General features: G+C 62.1%; 15 protein-coding genes. 7 read left to right on the forward strand and 8 right to left on the reverse strand.

Annotated features, from left to right (window positions below; genetic code table 11):
- The first annotated feature begins 1 nt into the window (after position 1).
- From AZSP09_RS13100 to AZSP09_RS13130, 7 genes are all read left to right on the forward strand, one after another.
- Positions 2-1,699: an AAA family ATPase gene (locus tag AZSP09_RS13100; protein WP_152090299.1), complete on the forward strand. Its 1,698-nt coding sequence runs from the start codon at positions 2-4 to the stop codon at positions 1,697-1,699.
- A gap of 2 nt (positions 1,700-1,701) precedes the next feature.
- Positions 1,702-2,577, forward strand: coding sequence for a DNA adenine methylase (locus AZSP09_RS13105; RefSeq protein ID WP_152090300.1), 876 nt, complete (start codon positions 1,702-1,704; stop codon positions 2,575-2,577).
- A 6-nt stretch (positions 2,578-2,583) separates the two neighbouring features.
- On the forward strand, positions 2,584-3,165 hold the full coding sequence (locus tag AZSP09_RS19985) for a hypothetical protein (RefSeq protein WP_172974763.1): 582 nt from the start codon (positions 2,584-2,586) through the stop codon (positions 3,163-3,165).
- Positions 3,162-4,115, forward strand: coding sequence for a DUF4868 domain-containing protein (locus AZSP09_RS13115; RefSeq protein ID WP_152090301.1), 954 nt, complete (start codon positions 3,162-3,164; stop codon positions 4,113-4,115). The genes AZSP09_RS19985 and AZSP09_RS13115 overlap by 4 nt, the downstream gene beginning before the upstream one ends.
- Positions 4,112-5,809, forward strand: coding sequence for a site-specific DNA-methyltransferase (locus AZSP09_RS13120; RefSeq protein ID WP_152090302.1), 1,698 nt, complete (start codon positions 4,112-4,114; stop codon positions 5,807-5,809). The genes AZSP09_RS13115 and AZSP09_RS13120 overlap by 4 nt, the downstream gene beginning before the upstream one ends.
- Entirely contained in the window at positions 5,809-8,544 is a 2,736-nt protein-coding gene (locus AZSP09_RS13125) for a DEAD/DEAH box helicase (RefSeq protein ID WP_152090303.1), read from the forward strand. The genes AZSP09_RS13120 and AZSP09_RS13125 overlap by 1 nt, the downstream gene beginning before the upstream one ends.
- A 114-nt stretch (positions 8,545-8,658) precedes the next feature.
- Entirely contained in the window at positions 8,659-11,286 is a 2,628-nt protein-coding gene (locus tag AZSP09_RS13130) for an AAA family ATPase (RefSeq protein WP_152090304.1), read from the forward strand.
- A gap of 91 nt (positions 11,287-11,377) precedes the next feature.
- Here AZSP09_RS13130 and AZSP09_RS13135 read toward each other — a convergent pair whose 3' ends face one another.
- The 8 genes from AZSP09_RS13135 to AZSP09_RS13170 all read right to left on the reverse strand — a co-directional run bounded on the left by AZSP09_RS13135 (position 11,378) and on the right by AZSP09_RS13170 (position 19,834).
- Complete coding sequence (locus tag AZSP09_RS13135; protein WP_029133604.1) at positions 11,378-12,127, reverse strand: TIGR03747 family integrating conjugative element membrane protein; 750 nt, start codon at positions 12,125-12,127, stop codon at positions 11,378-11,380.
- Entirely contained in the window at positions 12,124-14,280 is a 2,157-nt protein-coding gene (gene traD / locus AZSP09_RS13140) for a type IV conjugative transfer system coupling protein TraD (RefSeq protein WP_029133603.1), read from the reverse strand. The genes AZSP09_RS13135 and traD overlap by 4 nt, the downstream gene beginning before the upstream one ends.
- 8 nt (positions 14,281-14,288) lie before the next feature.
- Entirely contained in the window at positions 14,289-14,810 is a 522-nt protein-coding gene (locus AZSP09_RS13145; protein ID WP_029133602.1) for an integrating conjugative element protein, read from the reverse strand.
- A complete protein-coding gene (locus AZSP09_RS13150; RefSeq protein WP_029133601.1) occupies positions 14,807-15,427 on the reverse strand; it encodes a lytic transglycosylase in 621 nt (206 codons plus the stop codon). Before AZSP09_RS13150 ends, AZSP09_RS13145 begins: the two co-directional genes overlap by 4 nt.
- Positions 15,412-16,131: a TIGR03759 family integrating conjugative element protein gene (locus tag AZSP09_RS13155; protein ID WP_003141019.1), complete on the reverse strand. Its 720-nt coding sequence runs from the start codon at positions 16,129-16,131 to the stop codon at positions 15,412-15,414. The genes AZSP09_RS13150 and AZSP09_RS13155 overlap by 16 nt, the downstream gene beginning before the upstream one ends.
- Positions 16,132-16,140: 9 nt before the next feature.
- Complete coding sequence (locus tag AZSP09_RS13160) at positions 16,141-16,788, reverse strand: hypothetical protein (protein ID WP_029133599.1); 648 nt, start codon at positions 16,786-16,788, stop codon at positions 16,141-16,143.
- A complete protein-coding gene (gene pilL2 / locus AZSP09_RS13165; protein ID WP_023123936.1) occupies positions 16,785-17,363 on the reverse strand; it encodes a PFGI-1 class ICE element type IV pilus protein PilL2 in 579 nt (192 codons plus the stop codon). The genes AZSP09_RS13160 and pilL2 overlap by 4 nt, the downstream gene beginning before the upstream one ends.
- A 197-nt stretch (positions 17,364-17,560) precedes the next feature.
- Entirely contained in the window at positions 17,561-19,834 is a 2,274-nt protein-coding gene (locus AZSP09_RS13170) for a helicase-related protein (protein WP_023123935.1), read from the reverse strand.
- Between the last annotated feature and the right edge of the window lie 58 nt (positions 19,835-19,892).

Here is a 19,892-nt window from a genome sequence, read left to right on the forward strand (position 1 = left end):
GATGAAAATCATGCCAAAAACTCAGCTTAAAAAGCTGGTCGTTGAAAAATTCCGTGCACTGAACAACGTGGAAGTCGAATTTGGCGACCACATCACAGTCATCTGCGGAAAGAATGGCACGTCCAAGTCATCCATTCTTGGCATTGCTGCGCAAATTTTCAGCTTCGAGAAAGACTATCTCAAAGGCTTAGCGCTTTCGTTCCGACAAATCGCCGGTGGTCTGTTCAAATCCCAATACAGCGAGCATTTCAGAATTTCTGATGAATTTGACCAACCCGGTTCGATGACGGTCAACATAGAGCTGCACGATGGATACACAGATCAGAGTGCGACCGCAAAGCTCGAATTGATGAAGCGGGGAAAATCGCCCAGGCCAGTAGTCCGCAACAACAGCACTGTCGAAAAGGGCGAAAATACAAGTCGCAACTTTACGCATCCGGTAATTTTCCTGAGCCTGAAACGGCTCTATCCGATTGCAGATCGGGACTACAAAGTCATTGATTTCGATTATTTGAATAACCACAAGCCACAGTTCATTGGGTTGGTCAATGAGTTACTCAACCGTCAATCTTCCTTGGCAACAGGGACGGAGGGAACCATCAGTTCTGCGGTGGCGCATGGCGACAATTATGATCAAGAATCCGTTTCCGCTGGGGAAGACAATGCCGGTCAGATCATCTTGGCGTTGATGTCGTTCCGCAAGTTGAAAGAAGAATACGCCGACTACAAGGGCGGTTTGCTGTTGATAGACGAAGCGGATGCCGGGCTGTTCCCAACGGCGCAGGTGAATTTGTTGAAAATTCTGGACAGGGAATGCAAAGATCTGGATCTTCAGGTCGTGATGACTTCCCACTCTCCCACGCTGATTGAGTACGCCTACCAGCAAAGCCAGCAATACCGCCGGAAATACAAAACCATCTATCTGAGCAACACGTTTGGTGGCGTGCAGGTGATGCAGGACTGGTCTTGGGCGCAGATCAGTGCGGACATCAACACTCGAACCGTTGCGGCAGGGGCAGACGAAAAGCTTCCCAAGGTCAATGTTTACTTCGAGGACAAGGAAGCGGCCGATTTCTTCGCCGCCCTGATGAATCGGCAATCCATCAAAAAGTTCACGAACCCGCTGCCGGACGTGACCTTGGGTTGTTCAAACTATCTGCAACTGATTGACAAAGGCGTGCCTGAGTTTTCAGAAAGAAGCATCGTGTGCCTAGACTCGGATGCTGCTCAGCAAGTTAGGAGGAAGAACCCGAAGACCCTGGTTCTTCTTCCGGGAAACCTACCTCCCGATCAGTTGATTTTCGAGTATCTCTTCAACCTCCCTGCTGAGCATAATTTCTGGCGAAACGATTTAGGGTATGCGCGCCCCAATTTCACCCAGTCAGCAGCGGAAGTCATTCGTGAATTTTCCATCAACGGAAATCAGGTTGATGTGAAGACAAGCTTGGCAGCATACCAAGGTGGAAAGAAACCGCGAGAAGTCTTCAAGCGCTTCTACAAGGATGCTGAATTTCAGAAGCTTGTTGCCTTGGCATCTAAGCCCTACAACCCGTGGAAGCACTGGATTGAAAACAACCAAGATGCTTGCAACGACTTCTTGGAAAAATTCGAGTTGGCCCTTCGTGGTGTGATGAGTGGCGGCTATGCTGTTGATGCCAACAAACTGGCCACATTGAAAGTAAAGCTGAAGGGGGGTTAGGCATGTATTCCAACAAACTGTATAGCCCCTTGCGCTATCCCGGCGGAAAAGCCCCCTTTGCGCCCTTCATCGCGGCCGTGATGCGGCAGAATGGCCTAATTGGTGGTCACTATCTGGAGCCGTATGCAGGCGGCGCAGGCGTGGCGCTGGAGTTGCTGTTCCATGGCCACGCCAGCCATATTCACATCAACGATGCCGACCCGGCGGTGTATGCCTTCTGGGTTTCCGTCACCAAGCATTCTCGCGCTCTTCTGAATCTGCTTGAAGCCACGCCCATCACCATCGAAGAATGGTTCAAGTGGCGAGAGGTCTTGCGCGGCGATGTCAAGGCGAGCATGGTCGAGACAGGATTTGCAACCCTGTTCATGAACCGAACAAATCGCTCTGGGATTCTCAAAGCAGGCGTCATTGGCGGGAAAAATCAGGACGGAGATTACAAGCTAGATGCGCGATTCAAGAAGGATATCGTTGCATCGCGGATCAAGGAAATAGCCAAGCATTCCGCTAACATTTCCGTATATTGCGAGGATTCGCTGAGGCTTTTAGGGCGGTGCTCGGAGTTCTTGCCTAAAAAGTCGCTTATCTATCTCGACCCGCCTTACTACGTAAAAGGCAAAGGCTTGTATCGAAATTACTACGAGCATGATGATCATGTTGCGATAGCCAAGAAGCTCCAGAAAAAAAACTTCAAGTGGCCTTGGGTAGTGTCTTACGACAATGCTGAGGAAATCTGCTCCATGTACCAGCTCAGTAAGTCACTTAGCTACGGGTTGAATTACACTGCGCAGCGTCGGTATGTGGGAAACGAGGTCATGTTCTTCAGTCAAGGCATCGTTGTGCCTGATGAGGAAATTCCGCAAACCAAGGCTGTTGGATAGACTGCAATGAGTGATACATCACTTAGGTTGCGACCTCTGGTTTCGTTGGTGTTTTTTCTGAGCGCCTACTCGCCCTTGATGATCATTTTGACGATCAAAGACCTGAATTTTTCATTACCGCATTTCTTCGGCTCGGCGACCACGAGCGGCATTTTGATTTTCATGGCCATTGGCAGCAGCGTTGTGACGCTCATGACGGTCAGGAGCGTGGAAAGCGGTCTGACCGTCGTAGTCACCAAGGCCGCCAACAAATCGGGGGACATGTTCGGCTATACCATTCCTTACATGCTCTCGTTCATGCGTGTCGATCTGGGGGATTGGCAGACCTTGCTCAGCTTGGTGCTGTTCTTGTCCGTTCTATTCATCATGGCCTATCGCACCCAGACCGTATTTATCAATCCCGTCTTGGCGATTGCTGGATACATGCTGATCGATTGCACATTCAAGCGTGATGGCAAGGAGGTTCAGGCAATGGTCGTGACACGGGAGCCGATCAGCGCGGGAGATTCGATGCAACTGGATCAACTCTCTCACTACCTCTACATCCGAATCAATACTGGGCATAAGAACACCGAGGGGCACGCATGAGCAATAAAACAAGAAAGCAACTGAAGGAAATCAAATCCGAGGACTTCGGCGGATGGGCTGCCTCATTCTGGCTGATCAAAAAGAGAACATCCAAGGAAAGCCCCTATTCTGCTTTGCGCGTCGATATGGACAGGAAGCTCCAGAATCGTTTCAGGCGCTACCTGAAACAGCAACTGCAAGGAAAGGACTTCCATCTTGCAGAGTACGACTACAACAATGCGGACGGCGACGATGCATTGTTCACCATTGACGCCGAAACCACGGATTTCACCAAGGTGGCGGCAGAGATTGGAAAAGGGTTCAGCAATCAGAGAGTGACCAGCCACGAAGAGTTGCTCAGATCGTGGGCATACGTGATCCTGTTCGAGAAAGATGATCGCAAGCTTTACGCATGGAAGAAAATCAGTGCGGACACGCAACCCAAGAAAGCCGCGGCCAAGGATCTCGCCTTCTTTCTCAATAAAAAGCTGGTTGATCTCGATGACAAAGAGGTCTTCATGATCTATCCACGCTATGACTTCTTTGTCTATGGCGGAACCACGTTCATTGCCAATAAGCGGCAATTCGAAAGCTCGATGAACTTCCGCGAAGGCATGAAAGCCAAAGCTGCTCAGGTCATTCAGGATTTTATCGACAGTGGAAAGTTCGAGAACACCGAGCGCATCACCAGATATGTCGGCGAGAACCTCCATCACCTGAGAAAGATGGCGTCCATCTTGAAGGCCGGCTATTACAAGCAGACCGACTATATTCAGCAGATGATCGTGGTCAGCAAGAGTGAAGGTTGGGAGTTGAACGTGAAGAATGGAAAGGTTGTGGTTGAGGATGAAACCATAGAGCTTCTGTTAAAGCTGCTCAACAACGATCGCTTGCGCTCTCCGATCAACAACGAGGTATTCGACGCGGCAGCCAAAGCGCGTGTCAACGGTAGTAAGGCAGTTGCGGCATGAAAAAGCAAAAACTAGAACTGACATGGATTGGGAAGGACAAGCGGCCCAAGCTGGAGCCGCGTATCCTGCTGGAAGACCCGGAAAAGTCGTATCACGCCAAGCATCGCGTGACGGACAACGACATCTTCCACAATCGGCTGATCTTTGGCGACAACCTGCTAGCGCTGAAGGCGCTGGAGCAGGAGTTTTCCGGAAAGGTGAAGTGCGTCTTTATTGATCCGCCATACAACACCGGTAGCGCATTCACGCATTACGATGATGGGCTGGAGCATTCGATCTGGCTCGGGCTGATGCGCGACCGGCTGGAGATCATCAAGCGCCTGTTGTCAGAGGATGGATCACTTTGGATCACAATTGATGATAATGAAGCGCATTATTTGAAGGTGTTGTGCGATGAGGTGTTTGGGCGTTCGAACTTTGTCTCAAATATCGTTTGGCAGAAGAAGTTCTCTCCGCAGAACGATGCGAAGTGGATTAGTAGCAGCCACGACCATATTCTTTGCTATGCGTTGAATAAGGGGCTTTGGTTCCCCAATCCGCTGCCTCGTTCAGCAGAAATGGATGAGCGATACAAGAATCCCGATAACGACCCGCGAGGCCCCTGGACCGCGACTGACCTTACGCGCGCAGAGCATAGAGACAGAGATTACTGGGGGTTGGTGACACCATCTGGAAAGACAGTTTTCCCTGCGAAAGGACGTAGTTGGAGCCGCCCCAAGGAGAACATCGAGAAGCTGCAAGCGGAAGGTAGGCTTTGGTTTGGACCAAAAGGCAACAACCTTCCGCGACTCAAAAAGTTCCTGAACGAGATGGAAGGCGGTGTAACGCCGCAGTCCATTTGGTTTCATGGCGAAGTCGGCAATAACCAAGAGGCCAAGAAGGAAGTCCTTCAGCTCGAGGCGGAGACCGTATTTGACACTCCGAAGCCGGAGCGACTTCTTCAGCGCGTTCTTACCCTTGCCACGAACACCGGCGACCTCGTTCTGGATTCCTTCGCTGGCTCCGGCACAACCGGCGCGGTCGCGCACAAAATGGGTCGCCGCTGGATCATGGTCGAACTGGGCGAGCACTGCCACACGCACATCATTCCGCGCCTGAAAAAGGTCATCGACGGTGACGATCCAGGCGGCATCACTAAGGCGGTGAATTGGCTGGGCGGCGGCGGTTTTCGTTACTACCGTCTTGCGCCTAGCCTGATCGTCAACGACCGCTGGGGCAACCCGGTCATCAACCCGGAGTACAACGCGGCGATGCTGGCCGAGGCGCTGGCCAAACTGGAGGGCTTCACCTACGCGCCATCGGAAACGCGCTGGTGGCAGCACGGCCACTCCAGCGAGCGAGACTTCATCTACGTCACCACGCAGAACCTGTCCGCTGAGCAATTGCAGGCGCTGTCCGATGAAGTCGGCCCGGAGCAGAGCCTGTTAGTGTGCTGCGCCGCTTTCCACGGAGTCACGGCGTCCAAAGCGGCGGAGCGCTGGCCGAACCTGACGCTGAAGAAGATCCCGAAGATGGTGCTGGCCCGCTGCCATTGGGGCCGTGACGACTACAGCCTGAATGTGACCAACCTGCCGATGGCGGAGATTGAGAAGGCCGAGCCTGCGGCCTCTGGCAATAGCGCCAAGAACATCAAGAGCGGAAAAGCGGCCCTCGCCAACGCGGGACAGGGCGGCCTGTTTGGGGAGAACGAATAATGAACGCCCGCGTCCTGCACGCCGTCACCGGTCGCCTGTCCCTTCGTCCGCCCCAGGCGGAATCGCTCATCAAGTTGGTTCGTGCGCTCGATGCCGCGCCAGAACTCTTGGGCCACGAGCAGGATGTCTCGGCCATTCTCTCCACGCTGAAGGCCGAGTTCAGCACGCTGGAGGACTTCGAGCGCGAGTTCCCGTCGCTATGCTTTGCGCTGGCCACGGGCGTGGGCAAGACCCGCCTGATGGGAGCCTTCATCGCCTACCTGCATCTGGCGCATGGCATCAACAACTTCTTCGTGCTGGCGCCCAACCTGACGATCTACAACAAGCTCATCACGGACTTCACGCGCAACACGCCGAAGTACGTGTTCAAGGGGATCGCCGAGTTCGCGCTGCAGCCGCCGCTGATCATCACCGGCGACAACTACGACCAGACCGGCGCGGCGGTGGATGAGCAGTCGATGGGGTTTGCCCACGACGTGCGCATCAACATCTTCAACATCTCCAAGATCAACTCCGAGGTACGCGGAGGCAAGGAGCCCCGCATCAAGCGGATGAAGGAAGTGCTTGGCGACAGCTACTTCAACCACCTGGCTAGCCTGTCTGACCTGGTGCTGCTGATGGACGAGTCGCACCGCTACCGGGCCAGCGCCGGCGTGCGCGCCATCAACGAACTCAAGCCGCTATTCGGTCTGGAAGTGACGGCGACGCCCTTCGTCGAGTCCAGCCGAGGGCCGGTGCCGTTCAAGAACGTGGTGATCGACTACCCGCTGGCGCGGGCGATGGAGGATGGCTTCGTCAAGGAGCCGGCCGTGGTCACCCAACGCAACTTCGACGCCAAGGCGCACACGCCCGAGGAGATCGAGAAGACCAAGCTGGAAGACGGCGTGCGCCTGCACGAGACCACCAAGGTTGAGCTGCTCACCTACGCCCGCGAGAACGGCGTCAAGCCGGTCAAGCCCTTCATGCTCGTCATCGCGCGCGATACCACGCACGCGGGGCAACTCTTGGCGCTTCTGGAGTCGGAAGCCTTCTACGAGGGGCGCTACCAGGGGAAGGTGATTCAGGTCGATTCCAGCCGTACCGGCGCGGAGGAAGAAGAGATGATCACGCGCCTGCTGGCAGTGGAGAGCGTGGATGAGCCGACCGAGATCGTGATTCACGTCAACATGCTCAAGGAGGGCTGGGACGTGACCAACCTCTACACCATCGTTCCGCTGCGCGCGGCCAATGCCCGCACGCTGATCGAGCAATCCATCGGGCGCGGCCTGCGTCTGCCTTACGGCAAGCGGACGGGCGTCGCGTCGGTGGATCGCTTGAACATCGTCGCGCACGACAAGTTCCAGGAGATCATCGACGAGGCCAACCGTGGCGACTCGCCGATTCGCCTGAAGCAGGTCATCCTCGATGCGCCGAGCGCCGACGACAAGAAGGTCAGCGTGCAGGTTGAGTCCGGGGCTGCGGCGCGTCTCGGTTTGACGGAAGCACCGGTCGTGATCACAGGGGCTTCAGGCACTGACAGTGGAGCGGAAGTCCCCGCGCCCAGGCCGGTGTTCACCACGGAGGCGGAGAAGCAGGCCGCGCGTGTGGTCATGGACGTCATCGGCAAGTACGAGGTCAAGCGCGATCTAGTGCCCACCAGCAGCGCGCTGCTGAAACCCGAAGTGCAGAAGGAAATCCTCGCGGAGGTGGCGGAGCGGTTGAAGCCGCTGCAAGGCGAATTGCTTGCGGGCGTGGATGAATCAGTCCCCGCACTTGACTTGTCCGCCGTGGTGGCGAAGACCACCGAGATCGTGGTGCAGCAGACCATCGACATCCCGCGCATCGCAGTGGTGCCGACTGGCGAGGTCACGACAGGCTTCCACGCCTTCAAGCTGGATGTGAGCCAGCTCCATCTCCAGCCGGGTGAGCGCGAGATCGTCATCCATAACCTGCGCACCAACGAGCAGGACACCCTGGCCGCCGAAGTTGGGCTCAAGGAGCAGCGCCCGGAGGACTACATCGTCCACGCGCTGGTGGACTTCGACGACATCGACTACTTCACCCACGCCGATCTGCTCTACGACCTCGCGGGCCAGATGGTGCAACACCTGCGCGGCTACCTGTCCGAGGACGAAGCCATCAGCGTACTGGATCGTGACCGCCGCCTGATCGCGCGCGAAATCCACGCGCAGATGATGGCCCACTTCTGGGAGGAGGCGACCGAGTACGAGGTGCAGGTCAGTCGGGGCTTCACCGAACTCAAGCCGTGCAACTACACCGCCACGGCAGGCCAGACGGCCCACCACTTCCGGGAGACCGTGACCGAGACTAGTCGCATCAAGCAGATGCTGTTCGGCGGATTCGCACGCTGCTTGTATCCGATGCAGAAGTTCGATTCGGACACCGAGCGGCGCTTCGCCATCATCCTGGAGCGCGACGCGACGAAGTGGTTCAAGCCCGCGAAGGGGCAGTTCCAGATCTACTACAAGCTCGGCACCGAGCAGCCGGAATACATTCCCGACTTCGTCGCCGAGACGGACGCGACCATCTTCATGGTGGAGACCAAGGCACGCGCCGACATCAACACCCAGGAGGTTCAGGCCAAGGCCGCTGCCGCCATGCGCTGGTGCAAGCACGCTTCCGATCACGCGGCGAACGTAGGCACCAAGCCCTGGAAGTACCTGCTGGTGCCCCATGACGAAATCAACGAGTCGAAACGGCTCGCGGATTACCTGCGCTTTGAGGTCAAGGCGTAATTGAGTTGCCCTCGATCGACTTCGGTGAGCAAGAGCGACTCCGGCAAGGCACCCAGGCGGCGGGAAATCGCCGCTTCACGGGCATGATGAACCGGCAGGGAAGAGGAACAAGAAATGCAGAAGCCCGCCGCACAGCAGAAGACCGTCCTGGAGACGATTCTGGACTGGTCAAAGGATCGTCCTCTCTGGCAGCGTGACGCCCTGCGCCGCATCATCGCAAACGGCCGTCTGACGGACGCCGATATCGGCGAACTCGTGGACCTTTGCAAACAAGGCAAAGGTGCCCCCGTAGGCGCGCTGAAAGCGGTACCGCTGGAGAAGGCCCATCTTCCGGCCAACCCCGGTCAGACCGCCGCGGTATCGCTTCTGTCGATCGCCGACGTGACCGGCGTGAACAACCTTGCCGCCGGCCAGACCCTCAGCTTCGAGCCGAATGGAATCACGATCATCTACGGCGACAACGGTGCGGGCAAGTCCGGCTACGCACGCATCCTGAAGCGCGCATGTCGTGCAAGGCATGCTGGAAAGATCGAACCCAATGTGTATGCCGATCAGCCCCCGAAGCGCGTCGGCGCGAACATCGCGTACGGGGTCGGCGGTGTGCCGCAGCCGGTCGAACAGTGGCAAAACGGCGCAAATCCGCATGCAACGCTGTCAGCGGTGAGCGTGTTCGATAGCGACTGCGCCTCAGTGCATATCCGCGAGAAGAACGAAGTTGCATTCCGGCCCTTTGGTCTGGACGTACCGGATGAGCTTGCTGCAGCCTGCCAGGCGGTGAAGGACGCCCTCGCAGCTGAGCAGAAGCAGCTTGAGAAGGCCCGCAATCCGATCTTTGCGGCGCCGACCTGGAAGGCCACCACGGCCGTGGGGAAGGCGCTTGCCGCGCTGAATGCCAACACAGACGCAAAGAAGATCGAAGCGCTGGCGGCGCTTTCGGCAGACGAAAGCGCCCGTCTTGAGCGTCTGCGGGAAGACCTGTCGAAGAATCCGGCCAAGGCAGCGGCGGAACAGACCGTCAAAGCCGACAACGTCATGCGGCTGATTACCGCGGTAAACAGCGTTGCAGCCAGAACCACCGATGAGGAACTGCTGGCGGCCGCTGCCCTCGCCAGGGACGCACGGTCGAAACGGGACGCTGCACGTCTTGCCGCAGAGAAGGCCTTCACGGGCGAACCCCTTGCCGGCGTCGGCGGCGAGACGTGGCGGGCACTTTGGGATTCCGCCCGACGCTACTCGACGGAGATCGCATACCCTGGACAGCCGTTTCCGCCGTCGGCAGAAGACGCGCATTGCATGCTTTGCCAGCAGCCATTGGAAGCTGAGGCACGTGCACGGATGGCACGCTTCGAGGATTTCATCCAGAAGGACACGGAACAGCTGGCACGCGAGGCAGAGAAGGCAGCTCAGGCCGCACGTCAGACCATAGCTGGCGGGGCAATCGGCACGCGGGCGGTGAAGGCCAGTCTTGACGAGCTGGGCCTCCAGAATGAAGTGCTGCAGCAGCAGACGCGCCGCTTCATCGCCGCAGCCCGGCTGCGGCGCCACGTGCTGCTCAAAGCCCTGGGCGGAAACGGCGAGGTACAGCTTCCGTCCGTTCCACCGTCGCCGCTGCCTGATCTCAGCCTGCTTCAGACCACGATCCGCAACTACGCCGCCGAGCTGCGCAAGTCCGCTGACGCGGATGAACGTAAGAAGCTCGAAGCCGATTTCGCCGAGCTGAGCGACCGGGCGCTGCTCGCCGGCATGCTGCCGGTCGTCACTGACGAAATCCAGCGGCTGAAGACCATCCGGTTTCTGACCGAGTGTGCGGGCGACACAGCGACGAACACCATCACCAAGATGGGCAATGACATTGCCGACACCGTGATTACGCCTCGGCTGCGCGACAGATTTCAGGAAGAGATTGTCCGGCTTGCGGCCTCGAAGGTTCGCGTCGAAATCGTGCGCTCCGGCGGCAAGTACGGCTCACCGCAGTATCAGGTGCGCCTCTTCGCCAAGCCGGATGCCAAGGTCCACGAAATCCTGAGCGAAGGGGAAAAGACCTGCGTGGCGCTGGCCGCCTTCATGACCGAGCTTGCCACCGCGATGCACCGCTCTGCTCTGGTCTTCGATGACCCGGTGTCCTCATTGGACCATCGCTGGCGCGGGCAGGTGGCCAAGCGTCTCGTGGAAGAAGCGGAGAACCGCCAGGTCATCGTCTTCACGCATGATCTGGTGTTCGTGAACGATCTGAATGACCACGCGACGAAGACCGGGCAGGCCGTGCGGCTCACGACGCTCAGTCGTGGCGCCGCGGGAGCCGGTATGGTGGCCGACGGCCTGCCCTGGAAGGCCCAGAGCGTCGAAGATCGCATCGACAAGCTGGAGAAGGCGGCGCGTGCGGCAAAGCTGCTGCATGACAACAACCAGGAAGACGAGTACGCGGTCGAGGTGGCAAAGCTCTACAACTCGCTGCGCGCCACATGGGAGCGCGGCCTGGAGGACATCGCTTTCGTCCGCGTTATTCAACGCCACAGGGACTACATCAACGCCAAGGACCTGAAGAAGGTCAGTGCGCTCAACGAGGCTGACTGCGATGCTTTCGCCGCCGGATTCAAGAAGTGCTGCGACATTGTTGACGCACACGATCCGTCCAGCGGTAGGAATGCCGCGCCGCCACCACCTGCTGATCTCTTTCAGGACATCCAGGCTTTGAAGGACTGGGCCGCGTCTCTGCGAGACAGGCAGAAGAAGATTGCTTGAAACGTGTTTGTTCGCGCCAATGCTGACGTTCTTGACGAAGCAGAGAACCGAAACTATGGCATCGTTTATCTGACCTGGCGCAGGGCTGCAGCTACAGGTACTTCTTGAACGTTGCCGCCGCAATGCACACCGCCACGCCGAGCAATGCGGCGCTGGGCAGCAGGATCAGCAGCGGGTTCACGCTGACCGGCAGTGCCAGGTAAGTCACCCACGGCAGCACGGCCAGCGGGATCAGGCTGGCCCTGGCGCGGTGATAGATGAACCCCGATTCGCGTCCCGCGCCGAAGCGGCGGATGTCCCGGCGCACCAGGCCGTCCACCAGCCCGACGAAGGCAGCCATCAGGAACAGCGGCAGGGTCAGGCACAGCACCAGCAGCCGCACGAGGAAGACCAGCGTCGTGTAGGCCGCCGCGATCAGGTAGCTCTCCACGTTCACGTAGACCAAGCCGATGTAGTAGCGGAAATCCTTGGTCGGGCGATGGCTGCCGGCGCTGGCCTGCGCCGAGGCGTCGCGTATCCAGTCCAACAGACCGCTCTTCACGAACAGCCAGTCGTAACCCTGCTCGACCAGCCGGTGCGCGGTGCGCCCCGGCTCCTGCACCAGCGCGCTGCGCGTGAAGTTCTCCGAGAGCTGATCCAGCTCGTGGTGCAGCATGCCCTGCGCGTGGCGCCAACCCTGATCGGGCCAGAAGAAGTGCATGCCGACGCATTCGATCAGGATGCACAGCAGCAGCGCGCCGCACAGCACGCCGAAGAAGCGGAACGGCAGCGTGACCAGGCCGGCGATCAGGCCCTGCTGTCGTTGCTGCTGGCGCTGGGCCGCGACGGCCGGATCGCTCATGCTTCGGCCTCTTCAGCGGCGGCCATCTGCTTGAAGTCGTCCAGCAGGTCGTCGGGCAGCGCCTTGTCCTGCAGGCCGGGGATGCCTTGGGTCTCCCACCAGTCTCCTGCCTCGACGTAGTGCTGCCGCATGTAGCCGGCCAGCTCCTGCAGATCCTTCGGCATGGCTTCGTCGGGGTCGGGTGCCGGCAGCGGCATGCGGACTTTCCAGAGGTTGCCGCCCTCGATCAGCGCGAAGCATTGCCCCTTGGGTAGCGCCACCACATGCGCCGGCTCGATCAACGGCACGCTGTTGCTGCTGATGCGGTCCTGGGTGTTGGACGTGAACGCCGTGTTGCCCTGCGGATCGGAGCTGTCGGTGGCGCCGCTCATCAGTGCCGTGGCGTACACCTCGACCTTGGGAAGTTGTCGCGTCAGCAGTTCGGCGGTGGCGGTCTCGCGCACGCGCAGCATGAACAGGTTGTTGAAGTTGCCGACCACCTGGCCGGCCTTGGCACGGTTGCCGATGCGGGCCTCGATGTCGCTCAAGGTCTGCGTGTAGGCCGTCACCTGCACGCCGGCACCGCCGCCCTTGTTGACCATCGGAATGAACTCGTCGCCCATGAGTTCATTGAATTCGTCGGCGTGGACGTTGATCGGAATCTTGGCGCCCACCGCGGCGCCGGGTAGCCCGTCGTCGATGCCGAACTTGTAGATGTGGCCGGCGACCGAGACCAGATCGCTGAACATCGAGTTGCCCACCGCCGCCGCGACTTCGGCGTCGGACAGCGCATCCAGCCCCACGTAGACCACCGCGCGTTTGCGGATGACCTGCATCCAGTCGAAGATCGGCCGCGGGTCGGACAGGTCGGAATAGTTCGGTGCGAGCAGTTGCGCGATCTTGCCGGTGGTGAGCTTCTCCAGCAGCGGCAGCAGCGAAGCGACGATCTTGTCGAAGTACGTCCGGTCGTAGCGCACGGCGCTGCGCAGGCCGTCGAGCACCGGGTCATAGATGCGCACCTGCGACAGGTACTGTTCGAGGGCTACCACGCGCTTCTCGCGCCCGATCATGTTGCGCGGGATGTTCTTGTCGTTCAGCTTCGCTTCGAGCTGGACGATGACCTCCCAGGCCTTCGGCTCGTTTTTGGCGAAGTAGTGCTGGGCGTACTCGATGAACAGCGCGTCGATGTTGATGACGTGGCGCTGGATCAGCAGGTAGTCCGGCCGCTGCCCCAGCTCGACCAGGGCGCGCGCGATGATGTTGACGAAGCGCCAGGCGAATTCGCGGAACGCGGCGCTGTTGCCTTCGCCCGAGAGCTGTCCGGCGATGCGCGTGGCCACCTCGGAGATCCGCCCGAACCGGCCCACCGCGTTGTAGCGCGCCGAGATGTCCGGCCAGCCCAGATGGAAGACGTAGAACTCGCCTTCGCGCCCGGCGCGCTTGGCCTCGACGTACATGCGCTTCAACAGGTCCGCATCGCCCTTGGGGTCGAAGACGATCACCACCTCGTGCTCGCCGCGGACCTTGCGGCGGATGTCCTGGGTGATGAACAGCTCGGCCAGCCGCGTCTTGCCCACGCGCGTGGTGCCCAGCACCAGGGTGTGGCCGACACGCTCGCCCAGCGGCAGAGTGACGTCGACCTCGTGCGGCTCGATGCCATGCAGGCGCGGCAGTCCGCCGACCGGCGGCAGCGGCCGCGCCGGGTTGAGCGGGCTGTCCCAGGCCAGCGCGCGCGCCAGCGTCGAGACGGGAAACGGCGCGAACTCAAGCCGCTCCTCCAGCCGCCGGGCGGCCCGGTAGATCGCCGTCGGCTCGACGTAACGGCGGAACTCCGGCCGGTAGGTCTGCATCAGCCGGTGCGTGTGCCGCTGCTCCCAGCGAAAGCCCCGGCCGACGAACAGCCGTTGCTGACTCACCGGCACGTCGCGGCTGGTCATCACGTAACGCGGCAGGCGGCGGATGTTGCGGCGATAGCGCAGGATCGCCCAGGCATCGCGCAGGCGAATCGCGCCGAAGGTCAGGAAAGCCAGCGCCGAGCCCAGGCCGAGCAGCGGGTTCAGCGCGAGCGACCACGGTGCCACCAGGCACAGAATCGCGGCGCCGGTGCAGACCGCCACGGTGTAAAGCTCCACCGCTGGCCGCAGCAGAACCTCGACCGCGTGCGGTTGGGCCATTTGCGCACCTACTGCTCGACGCCGGTGGACGTGATGAGCACCGGGTAGTGGCGCAGGCCCAGGCGCTGGGCCAGGTCGTCGCCGGAGGCCGGCGAGAGGGTCAGACCGGGAGCCAGCCTGCGCAGCGCCGTCAGCGCGGCCATCGACTCCACGTTGACCACCAGGCCCACGGCCTGCAGCTCTCGCAGCTCCGCCTGCCGCTGCCGCAGCCAGGCACGCGACCGCTCGTCATCGCCGATCAGGAACAGCGCCGTCAGGCCCGGCGCCCGGATGACGCGGCGCTGCACCTCGCCCGGCGACAGTTGCGTCGAGCGCACCGGCAGCATGGCGGCTTCGGCGTCGGCCGCGTTGCCCACGCGAGGGGCCGGCGGTGTGGCCTGATCCAGCTGAGGATTCAGCGACTGGTAGTACGGCGGCGCGGAGTCGCCGCCACGGTCTTCGACGACGATCAGCGGTGCGGAGGTGGTCTGCGCGAAGACGGCGGTCGTGGACAGCAGCCCGATGGCGGCGATGAGGACGATGTGGTTCATGGCGTGGTGGCCTGAAGGGTTGAAACGGGAACGCCGGGGTCGAGCACGCGGATCAGGTGCCGATGCACACTGCGCCGGTAGCGCGCCGCGGGTGCCCCGCCGGCGGGCCGGTGGTAGCGGCCGATGGCAAGGAGCCAGTCCTCGCCCGGCGTGTGCTGTTCGCGCAGGATTTCCGCGGCGATGGCGAGGTTGCGGTACGGGTCCAGCAGCTCGCAGGGCTGCGTGTAGCGATGCGCGTGGTAGCCGAGATTGACCTGGCCGAGGCCGGCGTCGATGCGATTGGCCGGCGTGTGGGCGAGCGCACGGTGCAGCCCCGCGCAGGCCTCGGCGCGGGTGGCGTAGCGCTGTGGCGAGCCGGCGACGTTGAGCGTCCACGGCCAGGGGATCAGGCGCCCGCGCAGCATGGCGCCGCTCTCCTGCAAGGCCACCGCGTACAGCACCGCCGCCGGCACGTCTGCACGATGCGCCGCCAGTTGATAGGCCGGCGGCGGCACTTCCCGCGCCAGGGCGGCCAGTGCCCAGCCGCCGGTGGTGAGCAGCAGCACGGCGCTGGCGCAGCGGATGGCGACGCGGGACGGCCGACGCTCCCGGCCCGGAGCACCTATTGCCGCTGCCATTGGCCGTTCACCTCGCGCACCACGGCCGGCAGATCGCCGGGCAGGCCGAGCGACAGCCAGCGCCCGGCATCGTGGTTGAGCGTGATGGTGCGGGCGCGCACCCTGGCCGGGTCGATGCCCGCCCGGGTGGCCCACTGCCGGATGCGCGCGTCGTCCTGACGGCTGCCGACCATGTAGAGATCGAAGGCCGTGCCGGCCGCCTGCAACTGCTGCACGCGCTGCGCGCACGGTGCGCAGTCGGCCTTGACGAAGACCGCCAGGCGCCCGGAGCCGGTGTTGCCGGCACCCGGCGCCTTGGCACCGGGCAGGCTCACGCGCGGCTGGCCGGGAAACAGGCGCTGCCACGCCGCGTCGTAGGCCCGCTGGTAAGCCAGCGTTTTTCCGACGCGCCGGGCCTCGGCCTGCACTTGCAACTCCGCGTAGCGCCTGCGCTCCTCCTCGCTGCGGGCCTCGATGCCCAGCGCCGTGAGCGGATCGAGCTGGGGCGAATAGACCCCGAGCGGCCCCTGCATCAGTTGCCGGTAACGTGCCCACTCCTCGGGCTGAAGCCCCCACTCCCGCGCCTGCCTCTCGTCGAGCGCGGCATCAGTGCCCGGCTGCACCTGGGCGGGCACCATGCGCGAGTTCGTCACCGGGGCCGGTTGGGCGGATGCGCCGAAAGTGGCGAACAGGACGACGGCAGCGAGCAACGGCCGCAGGTTCATGGCGACCTCCTACGGCACCGCGACGCGCTGCGTCTGGCCGTTCACCTGGAACACGCCCGCCTGCGCCTCGATCGACTGCAGTTGCCAGCCGCCCTCGGCATCGCCCTCGCGCAGCAGCCGGGCGCCCGCGAGCGAGGGCGCGGCGGTGGAGGTGATCGACAGAAAGCGCTCGCCTCCCCGCAGCTCCACGCCGAGCACCCGGAACGGCGGCTCCGGCACCTTGGGCTTCGTCACAACCGGCGCGCGCGGGCGAGCGGCGGATGCCACCTGCCGGGTCTTCTCCAGGCGAGTCTCGATTCCGTTCACGCGCGTCTGTAGCGTCTGCAGGTCGATGGCCAAGGCCCTCGCCTCGTCGGCCTCTTCGAGGCGCATCATCCGTTCGTCCAGCGCCTGCCGCGCGGTGGCGAATTCGGCCTGGCTGATCGGCGCCGGCCGCCGCTTGTCCGCATCGGCCTGTTGTTCGAGATCGGCCATGCGCAAGCCCAGCGCCTTGAACTGCGCATCCTGTGCGCTGCTCTGGGTCTGCTCGGCGAGCCGCGACAGGCCGACGCTGTTGATGAGTGCCACGGCACTGATGAGCAGCAGCCAGAAGGCCGCGGCGATCTTGAGCCAGCGCGTGCGGGAATTGCGCTCGGATGGCGCTTGGGGAAAGGTCATGGCTGCATCTCCTCGGGCCGGTCGGCGTCCGGCACGGGCGGGGCGGCGCCGGGCGGGTTGGCGGAAAGGAAGGTGGGAGCACCGTGCCGGCTGAAGCAGACCTGGCGGCTCAAGTCATCGACCGACAGCTCCCAGGCCGGGCCGGCAAGGGTCAGCAAGGCATCGCGCAGCATCAGCGGGCCCAGGCGCAGGTGTGCGGCAGGCAGCGGCAGCGCGTAGAGCGTGGCGGCTTCGGCCGCATCGCAAAGCCGGTAGCCGGAGCGCAGGAGCACATGGCGCATGGCATCGCCCACGCTGGCATCGAGCGTGGGCGGAATAGACACCTCCACCGCCTGCTGCAAGAGATCACGCTGCGCAGGTTCCGGCACCAGCTCGATCAGGGTGTAGCGGCCATAGCGGGCCACCGGAACGAAACCCGGCTCCGGCGCGACGGCGGTTGGCGATGCGGCCGGCACCGCTGGCACAGACGGCGTGGCGGTCGTGGCGGTCGTGGCGCAGCCGGCGGCCAACAGGCTACCGGCCAGCAAGCCAGCGGCGAGGGCCAGGCGGTGAACAGCGCAGATGGATGGTTGCATGGAGGGCGCTTCCCTGGAACACGGAGCCCTCACCATCGCCGCCGCTTGGCCTGCGGGCAGCAAACAAAACGCACTGACGCCCGCCCGAATACATGGCGGGCGGCGCCATGGACTGTCATACGCCCAAGAAAAACGGCCCCGAAGGGCCGTGGAAAGTAGCCGGCGACCCCGAGGGGCCGCCGGCATGAGCACATGGATCAGACCGTGACAAGCTGCCGTGCCAGTGCCACCTCCACCGAGTCGCCGTCCTGGTTCAGGACATCGAGTCCGGACTCGGGCACGTCGCCCGACGTGCTCTGCGACACCATGATCTTCCGGGCCATCAACCCCAGGCAGGTCATCTGCGAGGAGTTGGCGTAGCCGAGGTAGATCACGCGCACCGGCTGCTTCTGGCCGATGCGCCATGAGCGCCGGGCGGCCTGCTGCAACGAATACACGTTGTAGCCGGACTGGAGGAACACGATGGTCGGGAACTCCAGCAAGTCCAGGCCGGTTTTCACCAGCTCGGGATTGGTGATGAGCACGTCGATGCCGCGGTCCAACTGCTCGGCGATCCAGTCCTCGCGGCGGGAGGCATCCACGCTCGCGCGCAGTACCGCCACCTTGAAGCCTTCCTGCTCCAGCAGCACCTTCAAACGCGACGTGGTGTCGCGCGTGCCGGTGTAGACCGAATAGACCAGGGTCTTGCGCCCTTCTGCCTTCTCCTGCTTGCAGATCTCGATCAGCTCGCGTTCCTTGGGCATCACCTCCAGCTCGTTGAACTGAGCCGGAACGAACGCCAAGGTATTGCGCGTGCGCGGATGCACCACGGTTTCCGACCGGAAGCAGCAGTCCGGCCAGGCCAGCAGCACGTTGAGGACCACACCGAGCAGCGTCGTGTCGCGCTTCGCCAGGGCCTGCTTCAGCTCCTGGGTCAGCCGACCCGCCAGATCGCGGTAGGCCGCGGCTTGCGCCGTGTCCATCGCGACTTCGCGGAACTCCTCGTCGTAGGGCGGCAGCACGTTGCCACCGATGTCCTTCAGCTTGAGGAAGACCGTGAACGGCAGGACGCAACGCAGCACGCCCTTGGGACCGAACCCCGGCGCCTTGACCGTGCGCACCGATACCTTGGTGCCCTTGGCCGTCTTGTGCGCCGTGCCCGTGCTCTCGGAATAGATGTCCTTGAGCACGCCGTGATCGCGCATGAACGCCATCGCGGCCGAGGTCATGCTGCCGCTCTTCGTCGGCCGGTAGCCGTCTTCGATCATCCGCCCCGGCAGGGCTCGGAACAGCAGGTGGAACAGGTCGTCGCCGTAGCCGCCCATCAGTGTGCCGGTGAGCAGCAGCGTCTTGCGCGCCTTGGCCGCCAACACCCCCATGGCCTGGCCCTGTGCGGAGCCGCCGTTCTTGTACTCGTGTGCCTCGTCGGCGATGAGCAGGTCGAACGTGCCTTGGGGAAGCTGCCTCTTGATGAACTCGGACGGCTGGTAGCCGCCCTCGCCGAAGCCGAACTCCATGTTGGCCATCGCACGTTCCATCCGATGGGCTTGCCGGTCCGAGAAGACCAGCTCGCCGTTGCCATCCATCAGGTTGATGAACTCGTGGATGTTGTCCCCGAGCATCGACGCGAGGAAGGCGTCGCCGAACTTCTGCATCAGCTTCTGCGCGGTGACTTCCCCGATGGTTGGAATACGCTTCAGTGCCTTGAGCACGGTCGAGGACTGGTCGCTGGCGGACAGGCCTCTCGGACGGATCAACGACCACAGCGGTGCACGGCAGTGGCTGCACTTGCGGCGGGACTCCTCGGCTTCGAGTTCGACCGGGTTGATCGGCTCGCCGTCGAGGTCGGTGATGACATGCCCGCAATCCGGGCAGGCCCCCACGTCACCGTGAGGCGTGCGCCGGCGAACGAAGACAGGTTTCCAGTGGAACCCCATCCGCATCCGCACGCGGCCCAGGACGAAGAACTCCTGGCCCTGCGCCGGCACGCCCAACTGCTCGCGCAGTTTCAGCAGCTTGACCAGCGTGTCCGGGCCATTGAGCACCCAGACCTTGGCACCGGCCACCGTCTCCTGGATTTCGCGCCGCCACTTGTAGACTAGGTGCGGCGGAGACAGAACCAAGGTACGGCGGTAGCCTTCGGCATTGAGCACGGCGGCGGTGGCAATACCCACCGTCGTCTTGCCGCAGCCCATCTCGCCATTGACGATCGCGGCGCGTTCGCCACGATCGACCAACAGCTCGGTGACGGCATGGACCACATCGGCTTGCGCCGGGAACAGCTTGCGCTTGAGCGTGGCGAGGATCAGTTGCCGATGCACCCGCACCTGGCCGGTGTAGACCGGAGGATTGGCGCGGTTGAGTGAGTCGAGCAGCTCGTCGCCGAACTCCGATACGAAGTCCTGCAGGCTGAGCGTGAGGGGTGAAGCGGCCGCTTCGAGCAGGTCGCCCTGCACAGCGGTTTCGGGAACAGTTTCAAGATCGAGGGACATGGTGATGCTCCAATGAAGATGGGGCATGCACCGACCCCTGCGGGGCGATGGCATGCCC

The organism is Azospira sp. I09, assembly GCF_009177135.1.
Classification (GTDB): domain Bacteria; phylum Pseudomonadota; class Gammaproteobacteria; order Burkholderiales; family Rhodocyclaceae; genus Azospira; species Azospira oryzae.